The following is a 19586-nucleotide window of genomic DNA, read 5'->3' as shown; positions in this document are numbered from 1 at the left end:
AGTCGAATGCCGACACGCCCGGGAAGGCGAAGCTGTTGTCTGAATCTTGCCAATTTAGAACATCAGTTCGATAATGGATGTCATGTCAGCAGCACCGGTCATCGAACAGCTCAGTCGGGAGACGGGGATCTCCACCGCTGCGGCACTGTTCGACAAGATCCCACCCCATCCGGTGGATCCTGTGCTCTCTCCGCTGTTCCGTCGCGGCGGGCTGCCGCGTGGGGAACTCGTCACCGTCACCGGTGAGCTGTCGCTGAGCTGCGGCCTGGCGACGATCGCTGCGGCGACCCGGGAACAGAAGTGGTGTGCCGGCATCGGGCTCGGCGAACCGTCCGTGTCCTCGATCGCCGACCTCGGTGTCGATCTCGACCATTTCGTCAACCTCGCGACCCCTGGTGAGGACTGGCTGCGAGTGGCGTCGATCCTCATCGAATCCTTCGACATCATCCTCGTCGACCCCGGCTTCGCCCCGAGCGCGTCGGAACGGTCCCGACTCCTGGCGAAGATCCGTGAACGACGAATGAGCCTCATCAGCCTCCGACCTCTTTCCGGCAGCACGGAGCAGATCGAGATCACCGACACTCGCTGGTCGGGTGCCGAACACGGTCACGGCCGTCTGCAGTCCTGCCTCGTCCGTGCTCGTTCACAGACGGGAACCCACCGGTTCCTGCTGCCGGGACCGTCAGGAACTCCCGCCAGCGTCCCCGCGGGGACGCTGGAAGTGGTGGCAGACGGCGGAGCGTCCAAGGCCCCGACAACGGATCTGGGCACAGATCCGGCCACGGACACGGACGACGATCCTCGGTGGTCGACGATCACACAGCTGCGGCAGGTGATCAGCCATGTCGGATGAGTCCGGCCGCACCCTCGTGCTCACCGTTCCCGACTGGCCGGCGGTGGCCGCCGCGGTCGAACACGACATCGCACCGGGCCGCCCTGTCGCGGTCCTCCACGCCGGCAAGGTCATCGCCGCCGATGCTCCGGCCCGCGCCGCCGGAATCACCGCCGGGAACAACAAACGCGCCGTGGGATATCGCTGTCCGGAAGCCCATATCGCGGTCTGGGACGAAGAGGCTGACAACCGTCATTTCAGTGCTGGAGTCGGTGCCCTCGACAACCTCGTCGCACGGTTCACCCTGCTCAGCCCGGGAACATTGGCGATCCCTCTCGACTCGCTCAGACACGGCTACGCCGACGAAGCCGATGCGGTCGAGACACTGGTCTCGGCGCTCGTCGATGACACCGGATGGGAGTTCTTCCCCGGGATCGCCGACACCGTCTTCGCCGCGGTCCTCGCCGCCGGACAGGCGCGCCGCGTCGAACCCGGACAGACCGTGGACTTCCTCTCCGCCCAGCCGATCACCACCCTGGAATACGCCGGCGCCGAGGCGACCGCGCTGATCGAGGTCTTCCTGCAGCTGGGGCTGCGCACCCTCGGTGACCTCGCCCGCCTCGCGACCAAAGATGTGAACGCACGCTTCGGCGCCTTCGGTCGGCATCTGCACGACCTGGCCTCCGGGCGGGCAGGAGCCCCGCTCGCCGATCATGTCCGCGGCGAACAGCTCGACGTCGAACTCGACCTCGATGCCCCGACGACCCGCAGCGATACCCTCGGCTTCCTCGCCCGCCAGCTCGGTGCCGACCTGCTGGCCAAGGTGCGCAGACAGGGGCTGGTCTGCACCCAGATCACGATCGAACTCGATGCCGCGGGCGGCCAGTCCTCGTCCCGGACCTGGCGGATCGAGGACATGCAGGAGAATGCGATCGCCGACCGCCTGCGGTGGCAGGCCGAAGGCTGGCTGGCGGGAGTGGGCCGGGGTTCGCCTCCGGGACAGAACCCCCGCACGGCGCAGCCTGACCCGCAGGAACTCGACATCGTCGACGAGCCGGCACCCGACGCCGAGGACTTCTCCGACGACGGCATCATCGCGCTGCGCCTCATCGCGGCCGAACTGACCACCCCGATCGGTGCCACACGCAGCCTGTTCGACGAGAACACCGGGCAGATCACCCATACGCTCGAGCGTCTGCAGGGACTGTTCGGTCCCGATGCCGTCCTGGTTCCGGGCATCCAAGGCGGGTGGGACCCGGCAGAGACGAACCTGTGGACCCCGTGGCAGCAGGCGGCCGTCCCCGAACGCAGCCCTGACGCTCCCTGGCCCGGTGCTCTGCACGCACCCCGTCCGACGACCGTCGAACACTCCGCCGTCGACGTGCTCGCCGCGGACGGCTCACCGGTGGAAGCACGCCCCTCGGGGCTGGGCGCGGCCCCGGCGACGATCAGATTCCCCACCGGGCAGACCGAGGCCATCACCGACTACTCCGGTTCCTGGCCCATCGAATCCGGGTGGTGGGACCCGAACCGAGCCGTCTACCGCACCCGGCTGCAGGTGGTCACCGATGCCGGCCGTGCCCTTCTGCTGAGCAAAGAGCGCGGTCAGTGGTACCTCACCGGCCGTTACCGCTGACCGGCAGCCTGCTGACCAACGACCCTATCTGAGAGGAGGAGGCCCCGATGGGATTCTCGAACCCACGCACACCGTGGTCGAAGCTGGCGCGCCGCCTCGAAGGCAAGGACATCCGGTCTTCCCCGGCGGACAAACAGCCTGCTGGCGAGAACTCGGCAGGAGAACAGCCTGTCGACAAGCATGCCGACGGCTCCGATGCCCCTGCGTTCTCCCGCCCCGCCCGCTACCAAGTCTCGGTCGGCCCCGGCGGTTCGGACGGACGCAGCCGCTATCAGGAGTCGGCTGGCGCCGGCAGCGCTCAGGGGCCGAACCGCGGACCGGGACTGCTGCGGAAGCAGGTCGACTGGGCGGAGCTGCATGTGCACTCCCAGTTCAGCTTCCTCGACGGAGCCTCCGACCCCGAAGAGCTCGTCGCCGCCGGTGCCGCCGCCGGGCTGAGCTCCCTGGCGCTGACCGACCACAACGGACTCTACGGTGCCGTCCGCTTCGCCCATGCCGCCGACGAGGCGGGACTGGACACCGTGTTCGGCTCCGAACTGTCCATCGGGCTGGCCGAGAAGATCCCCGGACAGACCGACCCCGATGCCACCCACCTGCTCGTCCTCGCCCGCAGCGTCGAGGGCTACCACCAGCTCTCTCAGGTCATCACCGAGGCGAACCTGCGCGGTGAGAAGAACCGTCCGCTCTTCGACCTCGAAGAACTCGCGGCCGAGGACGGAGACTGGATGATCCTCACCGGCTGTCGCAAAGGACCGCTGCGACGAGCCTTGGGCGACGATGACGGCGGGCTCAGCGCTCTGCGCGAACTCACCGCACTCTTCGGACCCGACCGGGTCGCCGTCGAACTCAGCCGGGACGGAACCCCGGATGACGACGATAGGCTGCGCCACCTCGGCGATCTGGCCCAGCGGACGGGCTTGCCGATCATCGCCAGCAATGCCGTCCACTTCGCCACCCGGGCCGAGTGGAAGTCGGCTCAGGTCCGCGCCTCGGTGCGGTCGCGGAAGTCCCTGGACGAACTGGCCGGATGGCTGCCGGCGACGGCGAGCGCACGCATCCACACCGGTGAGGAGATGCTCGCACGCTTCCCTCGGCAAGCTGTGGACAATGCGGTGCGGATCGGTCGGGACTGCTCCTTCGTCCTCTCCTCGGCCCGCCCCGACCTGCCGAAGGCGCCGATGCCCGATGAGACCGAGGGAGAGACGTATCTGCGCAGCCTCATCGCCGAACGCGGCCGCACCCGCTACGGATCCCGAGCAGAGCACCCGCGGGCCTGGGAGCAGCTGGACCGGGAGATGGACATGATCGCCCAACTGGGCTTCTGCGGCTACTTCCTCATCGTCTTCGACATCACCGAATTCTGCCGCAATATGGGCATCTTCTGCCAAGGGCGGGGATCGGCGGCGAATTCCGCGGTCTGCTACGTCCTCGGCATCACCGCCGTCGACGCCGTCAAACACGGACTGCTCTTCGACCGGTTCCTGTCCCCGGACCGCAAGGGGTACCCGGACATCGACATCGACATCGAATCCGGCCGCCGCGAAGAGGTCATCCAATACGTGTACGACCATTTCGGCCGCGACCGGGCCGCCCAGGTCGCCAATGTCATCACCTACCGTGCGAAATCGGCCATTCGGGACGCCGCCTTCAGCCTCGGCTATGCCCCCGGCCAGCAGGATGCGTTCTCGAAGTCGAGCAACCGGTGGTCGAGCCTGCCCGATGTCGAGGACTCACCGGTGCCCGCGCCGGTGCTCAAGGTCGCCGAGGATCTGCTCGGCTCACCGCGCCATCTGGGCATCCACTCCGGCGGGATGATCCTGGCCGACCGTGCCATCGGCGAAGTCGTGCCGATCGAGAAGGCGACGATGGGCCACCGCACCGTCGTCCAGTGGGACAAGGACGACTGCGCGGCCATGGACCTGGTCAAGTTCGACCTGCTCGGTCTGGGCATGCTCACCGCCCTGCACGAGATGGTCGGACTTGTCCACCGTCACACCGGAGTCCTCATCGACCGGGCGGAGATCGATGACGACGACGAAGCCGTCTACGAGATGCTCTGCCGCGCCGACGCGATCGGGGTCTTCCAAGTCGAATCCCGCGCCCAGCTGGCCACCCTGCCTCGGCTGCGTCCGAGAACGTTCTACGACCTGGCCGTCCAGGTCGCCCTCATCCGACCGGGGCCGATCCAAGGCGGCTCCGTCCACCCCTATATCCGCAGACGGCAGGGTCTGGATGAGGTCGAATACCTCCACCCGCTGCTCGAGAAGTCCTTGGCCAGACCTGCGGGGTCCCTCTGTTCCAAGAGCAGCTCATGCAGATGGCCATCGACGTCGGTGGGTTCACCGGGGCCGATGCCGACCGGCTGCGGCAGGCCATGGGCTCCCGCCGGTCGGAGAAGCGGATGGCCGAACTCGCCGAGAAGTTCCGCACCGGAGCGCGTGCGCGCGGAGTCGACGCGGAGACCGCCGAGGCGATCTTTGCCACCATCGCCGCCTTCGCGAACTACGGGTTCCCCGAATCGCATGCCATCAGCTTCGCGAACCTCGTCTATCAGTCCGCCTGGTTCAAGTACCATCACCACGCCGCCTTCACCGCCGGACTGCTGCGCAGCCAGCCGATGGGCTTCTACTCCCCGCAGTCGCTCATCGCCGACGCCCGCCGGCACGGAGTGCCGATCCTGCCCGTCGACATCCGCCGGTCCCAAGCGGCCACGGACCTCGAACGGGTCGCAGAGGCGGGGGATGGGGACACCGCCTCGGCGGGGGAGCTGGGGATCCGCTTGGGACTGGACACGGTCGCGCATGTCGGCTCCTTCGCCGAGGTGATCGTGACCGAACGCGAGAATGCACCGTTCACCTCGGTGGCGGACCTGGCCGAACGCACCGGCATCGGCAAGCAGGCCCTGGAATCGCTGGCCACGGCCGGGGCCCTGTCCGGATTCGACCTGGACCGACGGCAGGCCCTGTGGCTGGCCGGGGGAGTCGCCGGTGCCCACCCGGGGCTGCTGCCGGGAACGGCGAGCGTGGACTCGGCTCCGAGCCTGCCGGTCATGGATGCCTTCGATACGACCTTGGCCGAGCTGTTCTCCACCGGGATCACCGTCGACGGCTACCCCACGGAGATGATGCGCGAGACGCTTCGCGCCCGCGGATACTCATCGACCGCGGATGCGGCCGCCGCCGCAGACGGAACCCGGATGACGGTGGCCGCGATCGTCACCCATCGGCAGCGCCCGGCCACCGCCTCGGGGATCACCTTCATCAACCTCGAAGACGAATTCGGGATGCTCAACGTCGTAGCCACGGCCGGGCTGATGAAACGCTTCCGCACGGTCGCGACCTCCCGCAACGCCCTCGTCGTCACCGGACTCATCCAGCGCGGGGGAGATGTGGTCAGCCTCTACGCCCACAAACTCATCCCCCTCGAGGTGCAGCTGCCGACGAAGGCGCGAAACTTCCGCTGATCGTCGGCGCCGCACACGTGTGACGAAAGATGACACATGATGACGCCAACATGACAGACAGGCGGACGCAAGCCGGAGAAGTCGATGACAGTAGACACATCACATCGCCTCAACCAGCGACACCGCCACCGCACTCATACAGGAGAGTCACCATGACCCAGGCATTCGAAACCCGTCAGATCCATGCCGGACAGGTTCCCGACCCGGTCACCGGTTCGCGCGCCCTGCCCATCCACCAGACCACCTCGTTCGTGTTCAACGACGCGAATCATGCCGCAGCGCGCTTTGCGCTGACCGATGTCGGCCCCGTCTACAGCCGCCTGACGAACCCGACGAACGAAGTCGTCGAGAACCGGATCGCCGATCTCGAAGGCGGCGTCCACGCCGTCCTCACCGCCTCGGGCCAGTCCGCGGCCTTCCTCGCGATCACGAACGTCGCTGGAGCCGGCGACCACATCGTCGCGAGCTCCAGCCTCTACGGCGGAACCGTCAACCTCCTCGACGTCACCCTGCGCAAGCTCGGCATCGACACCACCTTCGTCGAGGTCGACGACCACGAGGCATGGAAGAACGCGATCCAGGACAACACCAAGATCCTCTTCGGCGAGGTCGTGTCGAACCCGCGCTCGGACATCCTCGACATCGAAGCGATCGCCGGAATCGCCCATGAAGCCGGTGTGCCGCTCATCGTCGACAACACCCTGGCCAGCCCCTACCTCGTGCGTCCGATCGAACACGGCGCCGACGTCGTCCTCCATTCCGCCACGAAGTACCTCGGCGGCCACGGCAACTCCGTTGCCGGTGTCCTCGTCGACAGCGGCAACTTCGACTACGGCGCACAGCCGGAGAAGTTCCCCGGCTTCAACGAACCCGACGCTTCCTACAACGGACTCGTCTTCGCTCGCGATCTCGGCGCCGGCGGAGCTTTCGGAGTGAACGTGTCCTTCGGACTCAAGGCTCGCGTGCAGGGTCTGCGCGACCTCGGACCCTCGCTCAGCCCGACGAACGCATTCCTGCTGGCCCAGGGCATCGAGACCCTGAGCCTGCGCATCGAGCGCCACGTGGAAAACGCGAACAAGGTCGCCGCCTACCTCGAAGCCCACGAGCAGGTCGACCGCGTCGCCTACGCCGGACTCGAGTCGAGCCCCTGGAACGGCCTGGCCAAGAAGTACCTGCCGAACGGCGTGGGTTCGGTGCTCGCCTTCGACATCGCCGGCGGGTACGACGCCGCTGTGGCCTTCGTCGACGCCCTCGAACTGCACTCGCTGGTGGCGAACATCGGCGACGTCCGTTCGCTCGTCATCCACCCGGCCTCGACCACGCACGCACAGCTGGACGAGGAAGCCCAGAAGGCCGCCGGAGTGAACCCGGCACTGGTCCGCCTGTCAGTGGGCATCGAAGGCGTCGACGACATCATCGGCGACCTCGACAAGGGCTTCGCGGCAGCAGCGGCGAAGGCGCAGACCGCGGCTTGAGATGACCACCCAGAGCACTTCCGTCGAACGGATCCTCGGCTTCGGTACGGACTCGGGACACACCTTCGGCACGGTCGAGATCGCCTATGAGACCTTCGGCACTCTCAACGCCGACCGGTCCAATGCGATCCTCATCGAGCATGCTCTGACCGGCGATACCCGCGTCACCGAATGGTGGGCGGGTGTCGTCGGACCCGGGAAAGCCATTGACACCGACAAGTACTTCGTGGTGTGTGCGAACTCGCTGGGAGGCTGCTCGGGAACGACCGGGCCGCAGTCGTCCTATGATGACGGCCTGGCCTACGGCTCCCGATTCCCTCGGGTGACAATCCGCGACATGGCGCGCCTGGAGCACAATCTCGCCCAGATCCTCGGCATCGACTCCTGGGTCGCCGTCATCGGCGGATCGATGGGAGGTGCGCGAGCGCTCGAGTTCGCTCTGTTGGACAGCCGGAAGGTCCGCAAATGCGCGGTCATCGCCGCACCGGCCTTCTGCGAAGCTGACCAGATCGCCTGGGCGATGATGCAGGAACGCGCGATCGAACTCGACGCCGACTACTATTCCGGAGACTATTCGGCCGTCGGCAGCTTCCCCAGTCATGGCCTCGGCCTGGCTCGGCAGATCGCGCACCTGACATATCGCAACGATGCCGACCTCAACGAACGCTTCTCCCGTCGGCTGCGTTCGGAGGACTACTACGAGGTGACCTCGTACCTGGACCATCAGGCCAAGAAGCTCACCGCCCGGTTCGACCCGCACAGCTACATTGTGCTCACACGTGCCCTGCGCGACCATGATGTGCGCCGAGGTCGCTCCTCTGACCTCACGGTCGCACTGGCCGACGCCTGTACCGACAACCTCGTGGTCTCCGTGTCCTCGGATCGGCTGTTCCCGCCGGAACAGGTGGGCATCCTCGCCGAGGCGCTGCCGGGGAGAGTGCGACACCACATCATCGACTCTCCGGTCGGTCACGACGGGTTCCTCACCGAGACAGAGAAGATCTCCGCGGTGCTCGCCGACTTCCTCGCCGACTGAGACCGACGGGGCTGTCTGGCGACGAGCGCAGGCGCCAGACAGCGACCCGAATCTCCCCAAGCGCCAGAAGACCCCCGCAGACCGTTCGCTGCGGGGGTCTTCTGGTGTGCCCGGATCACGGGCCTGCGTTCACCGTGCGGCGGCCTTCGCCTTCTTGTTCGCGGCCTTGCGCAGCTGCTTCTCGTCGACCGGGAAGTCCTGACGAGCCCGGGCCCGACGGTAGTAGTCGGCGGCCTCTGCCTGACGCTCGGCTTCGACACCTGAGGCGATAGTGGCCCGACGGTGGACATCCGAATAGCCGAATGCCTCGACGAGGTCGAGGGCATTGGCCGCGAGCTTCTTGCACAGACGGTCCAGCGTCTCATTGATCTGGCGTGCACGCGACATCGGCAGGCGACCGTACATGAGGTGCCAGGCCATGTGCTTCTCGATCAGTCCGAGACCGTAGGTGTCACGCAGACGACGGAAGGCCTTGGCCTGATCGGCGTCGGTCTGCTGCTTCATCTTCTCGTCCAGTGCCTTCCACTTCTCGAGCTCGACATAGGCGCGTGCCATCTCGATGAGCTCATGCTGGTGGACGTTGAACAGATCGGCTGCCTGCGCAGCCGGCATCTTCGTTGCAGGCCGCAGCGCCTGGGCGACTCCGGCGACCATGACCTCCAGACGCGTCTCGAGCAGAGTCCGCTGCAGGCGACCCGACCTGATCCGCTTGTCGCCGAGGTTCGGGGTCAGCGCATCCGAGATCGCCCGTCCGGCATTGGCCAGACCGGTGCGGTAGAGCGTGTGCTCTGCGGCCTGGGTGCCGATGAAGCGGGCGGCTCCGCCGACGTCGAGATTCGCGAATTCCTTGGCATAGTCGCCGAGGAGGCGCTTGGCCACGAGCTGCAGCAGCACCGTGTTGTCGCCTTCGAAGGTGACGTAGACATCGAGATCGGCGCGCAGTCCCACGAGGCGGTTCTCCGCCATGAATCCGGCACCGCCGCAGGCCTCACGGCATTCCTGGATGACGTCGAGCGCCATCCAGGTCGAGTCGGCCTTGAACGCAGCCGCCCGGGTCTCGAGCAGAGCCCGGTTCTCCTCGGAGTCATCGGCTCCGGCGAAGACCTCTTCGAAGGAGGTCAGCAGCTTCTCGTGCGCGAACGCCGAGGCGTACACGGCGGCGAGGGCCGGCATGAGGCGACGCTGATGCCGGCCGTAGTCGAGCAGAGTCGTCTCGGCGAAGTCATCGCCGGCCGTGAACTGCTTGCGTTCGAGTCCGTAGCGCACGGCGATGTCGAGGGCGATCTTCGATGCGACCACGGAGGCGCCGTCGAGCGAGACGCGGCCCTGGACCAGAGTGCCGAGCATCGTGAAGAAGCGGCGTCCCGGCGATTCGATGGGTGAGGAGTACGTGCCGTCGGCGGTGACGTCTCCATAGCGATTGAGCAGGTTCGTGCGTGGGATCCGCACGGAGTCGAAGGCGAGGCGCCCATTGTCGACTCCCTTGAGCCCGCCCTTGTAGCCGTCGTCTTCGATCGAGACTCCCGGCATCGGCTCACCGGCCTCGTCGCGGACGGGCACGAAGAATGCATGCACCCCGTGCTTGACTCCCTTGGTGATGAGCTGAGCGAAGACGACGGCGGCCCGGGCATCGCGGGCGGCGTTGCCGATGTACTCCTTCGTTGCGGCCCGGAAGGGGGTCTCGATGACGAACTCTTCGGTCGCCTCATCGTAGGTGGCGGTGGTCGCCACGTTCGCCACATCGGATCCGTGCCCGATCTCCGTCATCGCGAACGAACCCAGCAGACGGCCGGACTGAGCGTCGAGCAGCCACTTCTGATGCTGTTCCTTGTCCCCGAGATGGAGGATCGCTCCGCCGAAGAGTCCGAACTGGACGCCGGCCTTGATCTGCAGGCTCGGGTTGGCCGTGACGGTCTCTTCGAACCCGGCGACGTTCGTGGCGTGTTCGTTCTTTCCGCCCATCTCCGGTGACAGCCCTGTCATCGGCAGTCCGGTCTCGGCCATCATCATGACCCCGTCGAGGGTCTTCGCCCGTGCGGTGTCGAGATCATCGGCCGGATCGTCATGGGTCGACGACGCTTCGGCCAGGGTCCGCCCGAGTCGGCGAGCTTCTGCCCAATGTCCGTCGAGGACGTCGTTGATGGCTTTCGGGTCAAGAGACAGCTTCATTGTTCTACTCCTCGTTGTTCGGGCAGGGTTGCCCAGAGCCAATGGGTGATGGTGGTGGCGAATTCCTCGGGCCGGTCCGGTCGGGACAACCACGTCTCGGTGGCGGCGCGGACGAAACCGATCGCTCCGGCCGACCACAGCCGAGCCTGCTCCCCGCTCAGGTCGAGGCGTTCGGCCAGCTGCCCGGCAACGGAATTGAAGAAACCGCCGGTCTCCTCGGGCGCGAACCGGTTGACCGCGGTGTCGCAGAAGCGATACACGTTCGGGGAATTCCCGGCGAGCGTGACGAATGCGCGGATCATCGCGGCCAGGGACTCCTGCGCCGCGGCTGAACCCTCGCCCTTCGCCGAGGCGGCCGCGGCCTCATCGAGAGACCAGACGATGACGCCCATCGCCCATTCGCCCATGGCTGCCTGCAGACCTGCCCGGTCGGTGAAGTATCGGTAGAGCACAGACTTCGACGTCCCGGTCGCGTCCGAGATCTGCTCCATCGATATATCGTCGCCGTACTCGTCTACGACGAGCCGTACGGAACGCAGAAGTTCGCGACGACGCTCATCGCGATGCTTCTGCCATCTCGTCGAGCGACCGTCTGTGATCGATTTCATGTAACCGACAGTATCAGGTACTGTCGGTATCGGCTAAATCAACCACTCGGAGGTGCACATGTCCGCTCCCAACAACCCCGCCGTCATCCTCGGCGGCAACCGAATTCCCTTCGCCCGCTCGAACAAGCAGTACTCGAAGGCCACGAACCTCGATATGCTCACCTCGGCCATCGACGGGCTCGTCGCCCGCTTCGGCCTGGCCGGAGAGAACATCGGTGAAGTCGCCGGAGGTGCAGTCCTCAAGCATTCGAAGGACTTCAACCTCACCCGCGAGGCCGTGCTCGGCTCCGCGCTGGCTCCGACGACCCCCGCCTTCGATCTCGGTCAGGCCTGCGCCACCGGACTCGAAGCCGTGGTCAGCCTCAACAACAAGATCAATGCCGGACAGATCGAGTCCGGAATCGCCTCGGGCGTGGATTCGACCTCAGACGCTCCGATCGTCGTCAACGATTCGATGCGCGAGATCCTCCTCGAACTCACCCGCGCGAAGACGATGATGCAGAAGGCGAAGATCGCCTCGCAGATCCGTCCGGCCTACCTCGCGCCTCAGGCTCCGAGCACGGGCGAACCCCGCACGGGCCTGAGCATGGGCGAGCACCAGGCGATCACCACCGCGGCCTGGGGCATCACCCGGCAGGCTCAGGACGAGCTCGCGGTGGCTTCCCACAAGAACCTCGCCTCGGCCTGGGAAGCCGGATTCTTCGACGACCTCACCACCCCGTACCTCGGGGTCAGCCGCGATACGAACATGCGTGCCGACTCGACCGTGGAATCCCTGGCGAAGCTCAGCCCGGTCTTCGGCAGGAAGCTCGCCGCCGAGGCGACCATGACCGCCGGCAATTCGACTCCGCTGACCGATGGTGCCTCCTCGGTGCTGCTGGGCAGCGAGGACTGGGCCGCCGAACACGGATTCACCCCGCTGGCGCGCCTCGTCGATGCCGAAGCCGCTGCCGTGGACTTCGTCGACGGTGCCGAAGGGCTGCTCATGGCCCCGGCCTATGCGGTCCCGCGTCTGCTGGCCCGCAACGGGCTGACCTTCGACGACTTCGATGTCTTCGAGATCCACGAAGCCTTCGCCTCCACTGTGCTCTCGCACATGGCCGCCTGGGAATCCGAAGAGTTCTGCAAGGACAAGGCCGGACTGGATGCGGCACTGGGCAGCATCGACCGCGACAAGCTCAACCCGCTGGGCTCGAGCCTGGCCGCAGGTCACCCCTTCGCCGCCACCGGCGGACGTATCATCGCCACCACCGCCAAGCACCTGAAGACCACCGGCAAGAAGCGCTCCCTGGTCTCGATCTGCGCCGCAGGCGGACAGGGACTCACTGCGATTGTGGAGGCAGCATGAAAGACACCTATCTCTCCCTCGTCAACGGACCGCTGAAGCAGGTGGCCAAAACCCTCGGCCTGCCGCAGCCGGTGGAACTCAACCGCTTCGGCTCCACCCCGGCGTCCTATGAGAACAAGCCGGTCCTCGTCCTCGGCACCGGTCCGGGAGCCCAGGGGCTGGCCGATCAGCTGCTGGAGAACGGACTCGAGGTCCGCCGCAACGCCCAAACCGGGGAGAAGCTGCGGGCCGTCATCGCCGTCCTCGACGACGCGCAGTCCCCAGCCGACCTGTCACCGGTCGTCCTCGAGATCGGCGCCGCCCTGCGTTCACTGGCCGCCTGTGGTCGAGTGATCACCATCTCGACGGCACCGGATGCGCAGAGCCAGACGCCGGAGCAGGCCGCCACCGCCCAGGGCATCACCGGCTTCACCAGGTCGGTCGCCCATGAGATGCGCGCCGGCGCCACCGCCAACGGGATCCTGCTCGACGGAGTCGACCTCACCGCACCCTCGGTGGCAGCGGCCCTGTGGTTCCTGCTCTCCGGCAAATCCGCCTATGTCTCCGGCCAGTTCCTCACGGTGTCTTCGGACGCCGGTCAGCGGCTGAGCCTAGACGAATTCATGTCCACCGGTGCCGCCGGCCCGCTGGCCGGACGCACCGCCGTGGTCACCGGTGCCGCACGCGGAATCGGAGCCGCGATCGCCGAGAATCTCGCCCGCGACGGCGCCTACGTCGTCGGCGTCGACATGCCGCAGGCCGGTCAGGCGCTGGCGCAGGTGATGAACCGGATCGGCGGCAAGTCGCTGCAGCTCGACATCACCGCAGCCGATGCCCCGGACAAGATCACCGAGGCGCTCGGAGCACCCGTGGACATCCTCGTCCACAACGCCGGCATCACCCGCGACAAGATGCTGGCGAACATGGACGCGGCCAGATGGGACTCTGTCATCGCCGTCAACATCGCCGCGCAGACGATGATCAATGCGCGCCTGTCGGAGAAGGGACTCTTCGCCGACGGCGCCCAGGTCGTCTCCCTGGCCTCGACCTCGGGAATCGCGGGCAATCGCGGACAGACGAACTATGCGACCTCGAAGGCCGGAGTCATCGGACTCACGGCGGCCTCGGCGGAGGACTTCGCCGCCCGCGGGGGAGCGATCAATGCGGTGGCACCCGGCTTCATCGAAACGGATATGACCGCGAAGATGCCGACCCTCACACGCCAGGTCGCGCGCCGGCTCTCGAGCCTGCAGCAGGGCGGGCAGCCGGTCGATGTGGCCGAAGCCATCGGCTTCCTCGCATCCAGCGGTGCCCGCGGCATCAACGGACAGACGCTGCGCGTGTGCGGTCAGAACATGGTGGGTGCATGATGGCGGATTCGATGCTTCCCATCTATGCCCGTGCACTGCTCAAGACCCTGCCGGTGGGCCCGCGCACCGGTCCGGAGCTGCCGGATCATGCGATCGATCGCAGCATTCCGCTCGAACCGGTCGCCTATGCGGGATTCGCCCACGTCGTCGGCCACGGTCTGGACGATATCGTCCACCCCGGCTACCTGCACATCCTCGGCTTCCCGCTGAGCATGCAGCTGCTGGCCGACCCCGAAGTGCCGCTGCCGATGATGGGGATGGTCCACATCCACAATCGCGTCGATATGCATTCGCAGGCCCGCCTCGGCGAGGTCGTGGACTTCCACCTCGAGCTCGCCGGTCCCTTCGAGCACACGAAGGGCACCACGATCGAGGTTCGGCTCGAGGCGAAGGTCGACGGTCGTCCCGTGATGGTCGAGGTTTCAACGTACCTGGCCAAGGGGCGGAAGCTCTCCGGAGCCAAGCCGAAGGCACAGGTGCCGCACCTCGAGTTCACGGCGCCGCAGCCCAGTGCCCTGTGGCGTCTGGATCCGATCATCGGTCAGCGCTATGCGAAGGTCTCCGGTGACTACAACCCGATTCACCTCAACGGTCTGGCCGCGAAGGGATTCGGATTTCCGCGGCAGATCGCCCATGGGATGTACAGCGCCTCCCGGGCGTTCTCGGCGATGGATCCGCGGCTCGAGTCCTACCGCTGGGATGTGTCCTTCGCGAAGCCGATCCTGCTGCCCGGCACGGTCGGCTATGCGCTGACCGAAGGGCGTCGTCACGAGGCTGCGCAGTCGGCCGTCTTCGACCTGAAGAACGGCAAACCGCACGTCCTCTCGCGGGTGGCACACCTCGACTGATGGTCTGATAAGTGCAGTGCGTCACAAAAGCCGATTTCGATTTTGCGACACCGTTTCGCGCATGTAGAGTTATCTCTGTTGCCAGCGCGAGTGGCGGAATTGGTAGACGCGCTAGCTTGAGGTGCTAGTGCCCAACTTATCGGGCGTGGGGGTTCAAGTCCCCCTTCGCGCACAACGAGGGGATGGCCTCCGGATTTCGATCCGGAGGCCGTTTTCGTATTCGGCAGTCGGAGACAGGCTCGCGGGTGGGATACGGTGGTGACTGTCAGGCCGATCACAGCACCGCCGCGTGATCGAACCACCATCGAGGGGAGTCTCCGTGTTTGATTTCAGCGCCGCAGAGGACGAAGTCACCGAACTGTGCCGTCAGCTCATCCGCATCGACACCCAGAACTGGGGCGGGAACAAAGCCAACCCGGAGCTGCCGGCCGCCGAACTCATCGCGTCCTGGCTTGCCGAGGTGGACCTGAAGTCCGAGATCGTCGAATCCTCACCGGGCCGGGCCAACCTCGTGGCCCGTGTGAAGGGCTCCGATCCCGAGGCGCCGGCCCTCGTCGTCCACGGCCACACCGACGTCGTTCCGGCGGCCGCGGAGGACTGGAGCGTCGACCCCTTCGGAGGAGTCGTCAAGGACGGTCTGCTGTGGGGCCGCGGAGCGGTGGACATGAAGGACATGGACGCGATGATCGTCGCGTCCGTCCGCGCCATGCTCCGCCAGGGACTCACTCCGCGTCGGGACCTCGTGATCGCGTTCTTCGCCGACGAGGAGGCCGGAGGAAACTACGGTGCCCGCCATATGGTGCGCAACCGTCCCGAGCTGTTCTCCGGGGCCACCGAGGCGATCTCCGAAGTCGGCGGCTACTCCGTCGACGTCCGCGGGCAGCGTGTCTACCTCATCCAGACCGCCGAGAAGGGATTGGCCTGGCTCAACCTCGTCGCCCACGGCACCGCCGGGCACGGATCTCAGCGCAACGACGACAATCCCGTCACGCGGCTCGCCGCCGCGATCACCCGGATCGGCAACCACCCGTGGCCGCAGGAGATCCCTCTGGCCACACGGAAACTGCTCGAAGGCGTCTCGGAGCTCACGGGAATCGAGTTCACGGCAGAGACGATCCCGCAGCTGCTCGCCGAACTGGGTTCGGTCGAGAAGTTCGTGGCACCGACGCTGCAGAACACCTCCAACCCGTCATTCCTCGAAGCCGGATACAAACACAACGTCATTCCCGGCAGCGCAACAGCCTACGTCGACTGCCGCACTCTGCCGGGACAGCATGAGGACGTCATGCTCAAGATCAAGGAACTCGCGGGGGAGGGGATCGACATCACCGCCGAGGATGAAGGCGAGGCGCTCGAGTCACCGTTCGACACTCCGTTGGTCGCGCAGATGCAGAAGAGCCTGCTCGCCGACGACCCGAGCGCGAACGTCCTGCCCTACACGCTTTCCGGAGGCACGGACAACAAGTCGATGGCCGAGCTCGGCATCACCGGCTACGGCTTCGCTCCGCTCCAGCTCACCGGCGACCTCGACTTCCCGGCGATGTTCCACGGCGTCGACGAGAGGGTGCCGATCTCGGCGCTCAAGTTCGGGACGCGGGTCCTCGGCGACTTCCTGATGAAGGCCTGACCGCTGCTGAAGGCCCGACCGGCACCGGCAGAATCGTCACGACGATACCGATGAGCACTCCGATGGCGCTGAGCACCGTGGTCAGCGTGACATCGGAGCCGGGGATCGGCAGCAGCACATCGAGGGCCAATGCCCCGGCGAGGTTGCCGAAGAGCGCGAACAGGCTGAGCAGCAGCACGCCCAGCCTGGCTACGGTGACCGTCGTCAGGGCGATGAAGACAGACCGTTCGCTCGTCCCTGGAGCGACATGGCCGCTCCCGCAGTGATCGTGACGAGGCCGGCAGTGAGAACAGGAACGAGGGTAGGCGACCTCACACCATCAGCTACTCATCGTCAACGGCATGATCTTCCGGCGCAGCCACACGGTGCGGACTCCGCCGGCGGAGATGCGGGTGCGGGCGAGCTCCCATTGGCCGTATTCCGCCTGGTCGTTGAGTTCCTGCAGGCTGACCGACCGCGGCACATCGCGAGAGAACGAGACCTTGCGGAATTCGTATGTCATACGTGGACGCTGACGTTTCATAGCCTCACCCTAGACGATCTGGGCTAATCTTGAGGGTATGCCCGTCATCGTTCTGCTGCGGCACGGCCTCTCCAGCGCCAACGTCTCCGGAATCCTGGCCGGACGCGCCCCCGGCGTGTCCCTCACCGATGAGGGAATCCGGGCGCTGCGGGCCAATCTCGAACTGCTGCCGCACCGACACTTCACCCAGCTGCTGCATTCGCCCCTGCAGCGCTGCGCACAGACCGCATCGATCGCGGCCGAAACAGCTGACTTCGATCGCATCGACGTCGACGAGGCCGTCATCGAGCTCGACTACGGCGAATGGACTGGCCGGCCACTCAAGGAACTGGGCGAGGAGCCCCTGTGGGCGACCGTAGTGAAGTCGGCGTCGCAGGCCAGGTTCCCCGGAGGGGAATCCATCACCGAGGCGGCCGAACGTTCCACAGCCCGCGTCCGTGATCTCGTGGCCCAGCTGCGTGAGGACGAACGTGCCGATGCCGAATCCCGGGCCGATGCAGAACCCACGGACGGTACCGAGAAATCGACGCCGCCTCGGTGGGCGATGATCGTCTCCCACGGAGACATCATCAAGGCGATCATCGCCGACGCCCTGGGGATGCCGCTGGATGACTTCCAACGGCTGAGCGTCGCTCCCGGGTCGTTCACGGTCATCGACTTCTCCGGTGACAGGCCGGTGCTCGCGGCGATGTCGGTGACCGCTGCCGGACTCGCCCAATCGGCCGCCGTCGGCGGCGGCGGAATGCGCTGATCCCGGCACTCAGGAGCGAATGCCGGGATCAGATGATGCTGGAGGGTCGGATGTCAGCCCGAAATGAAATGCGCGGGCTCAGACTGCTGCGAGGACTCCGGTGCCGAGCAGGATGTAGAGGACGATGCCCAGGGCCACGCGGTACCAGACGAAGATGGCGAAGGACTTCGTCTCCACGTACTTGAGGAACCAGTGGATGACGACGAGGCCGAGAGCGAACGAAATCACCGTGGCGAGGATCGTCGGTCCCCAGCCGAGAACCATGGCTTCACTGCGACCGAGCGTCTGCGCCACACCGTAGAGGCCGGAGCCGACGACGGCGGGAATGGCGAGCAGGAACGAGTAGCGAGCCGCTGCCGGGCGATCGAAGCCCATGAAACGGCCGGCCATGATCGTGCCGCCCGAGCGTGACACGCCGGGAATGACGGCGAGCGCCTGTGCGAAGCCGAACAGGATGCCCTGACCCCAGTTCATGTCCTCGAGGGTGCGTTCGCGTTTCCCGGCCCAGTCGGCGATGCCGATGATGAGACCGAAGACGATGAGCATCGTCGCGGTGATCCACAGGCTGCGCAGAGCACCCTCGATGTAATCCTGAAAGAGCAGGCCGATGATGACGATGGGAATCGAACCCACGATGATGAGCCAGCCCAGACGCACCTCGGGGTCCTTGCGATCGTGCTTGCCGACGAGTGCCTTGCACCATTTCGAGATGATCGTGATGATGTCGCGCCAGAAGTAGACGACGACGGCCGCCTCGGTGCCGATCTGGATGATGGCGGTGAAGAACGCGCCCGGATCCGAACCGGGCAGCATGAGTTCGCCGACGATGCGCACATGCGCAGAGGAGGAGATCGGGAGGAACTCGGTGAGTGCCTGCACGATTCCGAGCACGGCAGCGACCAGCCAGTCGTACATACGACTCCTTGAGAATATGAGGTGGGAACGAAACCACGGTAGTCGCAGCATCGGGTAACCTCAAGAAGCATGAAGCACCAACGCCTCGGCACTACCGGTCTGGTCGTCAGCGATGTGGGTCTCGGGACCTTCGAGTGGGGGCATCGGGTCGATGACCAGGTCGCCCAGCGCCTCGTCGATGGGTACAAAGACGCAGGTGGCAACCTCATCGAGCTGCCCAGCTCGGCTACGATCTCCGCCGAGGTGCTCGGACGGCTGAGACTTCCCGAAGAGATTCTGCTGCTGGCCCGGGTGGGCGTGTCCCTCAGTGAACCCGGCCACATCGAGACCGGACTCGGGCGCTCGAGAATCCTCAGCCAAGTCGATTCCCTGCTGCGCACAGTCGGTCGCGACCACCTCGACGTGCTCGTCCTCGACGTCTTCGATGCCGAGGTCGACCGTGCCGAGACAGCCTCGGCGGTCGAGACACTGCTGACGCTTGGAAAGATCCGCTACGTGGGCGTGTCCCACCACACCGGTTGGCAGCTGGCGGAGATGCGCGGTGCCGGGATTCCGGTTGCCTGTGCCGTCGCCGAATACTCGCTGCTCAACCGCGAGGCCGAGGCAGAGCTTGTCCCGGCCGCCGACTATGCGGGCGTCTCCCTCATCGCCGGAGCCGGGCTGGGTAGAGGTGTGCTCACCGACAAATACCGGAATGCGACTCCGCAGGATTCGCGCCTGGCGGGGGAGCTGAGCGATTACGCCGGTGCCTATCTCGATGAGCGGTCGAACCGGGTGCTCGCCGGCGTCCGTCGTGCCGCGACCGCTCTGGGCGTATCGACATTGGACATCGCCTTGGCCTTCAACCGCCAGCACGGTATCGCAAGCACCTTGGTCTCGCCTCGCACCCCGGCGCAGCTGGCCGAGGTCACCGGCAGCGAGGTCGACTTGGCCGATGAGATCGCCGAGGTGCTCGACCAGATCTCCTGGGGTCCGTCGGACTAGAACTGCAGGCCCGACCCTCTGC

The 19586-nt window shown here is 66.2% G+C and carries 16 protein-coding genes, 1 tRNA gene and 1 pseudogene; 13 read left to right on the top strand and 5 right to left on the bottom strand.

All coding sequences use genetic code 11. The features are described from left to right. Nucleotides 1-82 precede the first annotated feature (82 nt). The 6 genes and pseudogenes from LJ362_RS08660 to metX all read left to right on the top strand — a co-directional run bounded on the left by LJ362_RS08660 (nt 83) and on the right by metX (nt 8442). Entirely contained in the window at nt 83-853 is a 771-nt protein-coding gene (locus tag LJ362_RS08660; protein ID WP_264798665.1) for a DNA recombination/repair protein RecA, read from the top strand. After that, a complete protein-coding gene (locus tag LJ362_RS08655; RefSeq protein WP_264798664.1) occupies nt 843-2468 on the top strand; it encodes a Y-family DNA polymerase in 1626 nt (541 codons plus the stop codon). The genes LJ362_RS08660 and LJ362_RS08655 overlap by 11 nt, the downstream gene beginning before the upstream one ends. Nucleotides 2469-2515: 47 nt before the next feature. After that, a pseudogene (gene dnaE, locus LJ362_RS16930) lies at nt 2516-4854 on the top strand (DNA polymerase III subunit alpha); the annotation flags it as partial. Then, entirely contained in the window at nt 4843-5931 is a 1089-nt protein-coding gene (locus LJ362_RS16925) for a hypothetical protein (RefSeq protein ID WP_413774250.1), read from the top strand. The pseudogene dnaE and the gene LJ362_RS16925, both read left to right, overlap by 12 nt. Before the next feature lie 152 nt (nt 5932-6083). Next, the gene (locus LJ362_RS08645) at nt 6084-7406 is read left to right on the top strand and encodes an O-acetylhomoserine aminocarboxypropyltransferase/cysteine synthase family protein (protein ID WP_264798663.1); all 1323 of its coding nucleotides are present in this window, start codon (nt 6084-6086) and stop codon (nt 7404-7406) included. Between the two features lies 1 nt (nt 7407). Continuing rightward, nucleotides 7408-8442 (top strand): homoserine O-acetyltransferase MetX, encoded by a 1035-nt coding sequence (metX, locus tag LJ362_RS08640; protein ID WP_264798661.1) that lies wholly within the window; start codon nt 7408-7410, stop codon nt 8440-8442. Nucleotides 8443-8571: 129 nt separating this feature from the next. On the opposite strand, the gene LJ362_RS08635 is transcribed toward metX, so the two are convergent. Next, nucleotides 8572-10611, bottom strand: coding sequence for an acyl-CoA dehydrogenase family protein (locus tag LJ362_RS08635; RefSeq protein WP_264798660.1), 2040 nt, complete (start codon nt 10609-10611; stop codon nt 8572-8574). Then, a complete protein-coding gene (locus tag LJ362_RS08630) occupies nt 10608-11219 on the bottom strand; it encodes a TetR/AcrR family transcriptional regulator (RefSeq protein ID WP_264798659.1) in 612 nt (203 codons plus the stop codon). Before LJ362_RS08630 ends, LJ362_RS08635 begins: the two co-directional genes overlap by 4 nt. Nucleotides 11220-11277: 58 nt before the next feature. On the opposite strand from LJ362_RS08630, the gene LJ362_RS08625 reads away from it, so the two are divergent. From LJ362_RS08625 to LJ362_RS08605, 5 genes are all read left to right on the top strand, one after another. Next, a complete protein-coding gene (locus LJ362_RS08625) occupies nt 11278-12567 on the top strand; it encodes an acetyl-CoA C-acetyltransferase (protein ID WP_264801750.1) in 1290 nt (429 codons plus the stop codon). Next, nucleotides 12564-13916: a 3-oxoacyl-ACP reductase gene (locus LJ362_RS08620; protein WP_264801749.1), complete on the top strand. Its 1353-nt coding sequence runs from the start codon at nt 12564-12566 to the stop codon at nt 13914-13916. The genes LJ362_RS08625 and LJ362_RS08620 overlap by 4 nt, the downstream gene beginning before the upstream one ends. Then, on the top strand, nt 13913-14764 hold the full coding sequence (locus LJ362_RS08615; protein ID WP_173152294.1) for a MaoC family dehydratase: 852 nt from the start codon (nt 13913-13915) through the stop codon (nt 14762-14764). Before LJ362_RS08620 ends, LJ362_RS08615 begins: the two co-directional genes overlap by 4 nt. Nucleotides 14765-14848: 84 nt before the next feature. Beyond that, nucleotides 14849-14936 (top strand) — tRNA-Leu (locus tag LJ362_RS08610). A gap of 147 nt (nt 14937-15083) precedes the next feature. Beyond that, complete coding sequence (locus tag LJ362_RS08605) at nt 15084-16391, top strand: M20/M25/M40 family metallo-hydrolase (protein ID WP_173152292.1); 1308 nt, start codon at nt 15084-15086, stop codon at nt 16389-16391. Here the strand turns inward: LJ362_RS08605 and LJ362_RS08600 are convergent. Further along, nucleotides 16345-16569, bottom strand: a complete 225-nt coding sequence (locus LJ362_RS08600) for a hypothetical protein (RefSeq protein WP_245395758.1) — start codon at nt 16567-16569, stop codon at nt 16345-16347. The genes LJ362_RS08605 and LJ362_RS08600 overlap by 47 nt on opposite strands. A 141-nt stretch (nt 16570-16710) precedes the next feature. Beyond that, nucleotides 16711-16893, bottom strand: coding sequence for a DUF5703 family protein (locus LJ362_RS08595; RefSeq protein WP_173152290.1), 183 nt, complete (start codon nt 16891-16893; stop codon nt 16711-16713). A gap of 58 nt (nt 16894-16951) precedes the next feature. Here LJ362_RS08595 and LJ362_RS08590 point away from each other — a divergent pair, with 58 nt between their 5' ends. After that, the gene (locus LJ362_RS08590) at nt 16952-17665 is read left to right on the top strand and encodes a histidine phosphatase family protein (protein WP_264801748.1); all 714 of its coding nucleotides are present in this window, start codon (nt 16952-16954) and stop codon (nt 17663-17665) included. A 78-nt stretch (nt 17666-17743) separates the two neighbouring features. On the opposite strand, the gene LJ362_RS08585 is transcribed toward LJ362_RS08590, so the two are convergent. Further along, complete coding sequence (locus tag LJ362_RS08585) at nt 17744-18580, bottom strand: undecaprenyl-diphosphate phosphatase (protein ID WP_173152284.1); 837 nt, start codon at nt 18578-18580, stop codon at nt 17744-17746. A 69-nt stretch (nt 18581-18649) separates the two neighbouring features. Between LJ362_RS08585 and LJ362_RS08580 the strand changes: the two genes are divergently transcribed. Next, complete coding sequence (locus LJ362_RS08580) at nt 18650-19564, top strand: aldo/keto reductase (protein ID WP_264801747.1); 915 nt, start codon at nt 18650-18652, stop codon at nt 19562-19564. Nucleotides 19565-19586: the final 22 nt, after the last annotated feature.

The sequence above is a fragment of the Brevibacterium sp. JSBI002 genome (assembly GCF_026013965.1).
Classification (GTDB): domain Bacteria; phylum Actinomycetota; class Actinomycetes; order Actinomycetales; family Brevibacteriaceae; genus Brevibacterium.
The sequence above is the reverse complement of the archived record's forward strand: the minus strand, read 5'-3'. Positions and strand labels throughout refer to the sequence as shown.

Coding starts and splice junctions, on each gene's coding strand:
- LJ362_RS08660 (WP_264798665.1), top strand. CDS start 83: ATGTCAGCAGCACCGGTCATCGAACAGCTCAGTCGGGAGACGGGGATC.
- LJ362_RS08655 (WP_264798664.1), top strand. CDS start 843: ATGTCGGATGAGTCCGGCCGCACCCTCGTGCTCACCGTTCCCGACTGG.
- LJ362_RS16925 (WP_413774250.1), top strand. CDS start 4,843: ATGGGCTCCCGCCGGTCGGAGAAGCGGATGGCCGAACTCGCCGAGAAG.
- LJ362_RS08645 (WP_264798663.1), top strand. CDS start 6,084: ATGACCCAGGCATTCGAAACCCGTCAGATCCATGCCGGACAGGTTCCC.
- metX (WP_264798661.1), top strand. CDS start 7,408: ATGACCACCCAGAGCACTTCCGTCGAACGGATCCTCGGCTTCGGTACG.
- LJ362_RS08635 (WP_264798660.1), bottom strand. CDS start 10,611: ATGAAGCTGTCTCTTGACCCGAAAGCCATCAACGACGTCCTCGACGGA.
- LJ362_RS08630 (WP_264798659.1), bottom strand. CDS start 11,219: ATGAAATCGATCACAGACGGTCGCTCGACGAGATGGCAGAAGCATCGC.
- LJ362_RS08625 (WP_264801750.1), top strand. CDS start 11,278: ATGTCCGCTCCCAACAACCCCGCCGTCATCCTCGGCGGCAACCGAATT.
- LJ362_RS08620 (WP_264801749.1), top strand. CDS start 12,564: ATGAAAGACACCTATCTCTCCCTCGTCAACGGACCGCTGAAGCAGGTG.
- LJ362_RS08615 (WP_173152294.1), top strand. CDS start 13,913: ATGATGGCGGATTCGATGCTTCCCATCTATGCCCGTGCACTGCTCAAG.
- LJ362_RS08595 (WP_173152290.1), bottom strand. CDS start 16,893: ATGACATACGAATTCCGCAAGGTCTCGTTCTCTCGCGATGTGCCGCGG.
- LJ362_RS08590 (WP_264801748.1), top strand. CDS start 16,952: ATGCCCGTCATCGTTCTGCTGCGGCACGGCCTCTCCAGCGCCAACGTC.
- LJ362_RS08585 (WP_173152284.1), bottom strand. CDS start 18,580: ATGTACGACTGGCTGGTCGCTGCCGTGCTCGGAATCGTGCAGGCACTC.
- LJ362_RS08580 (WP_264801747.1), top strand. CDS start 18,650: ATGAAGCACCAACGCCTCGGCACTACCGGTCTGGTCGTCAGCGATGTG.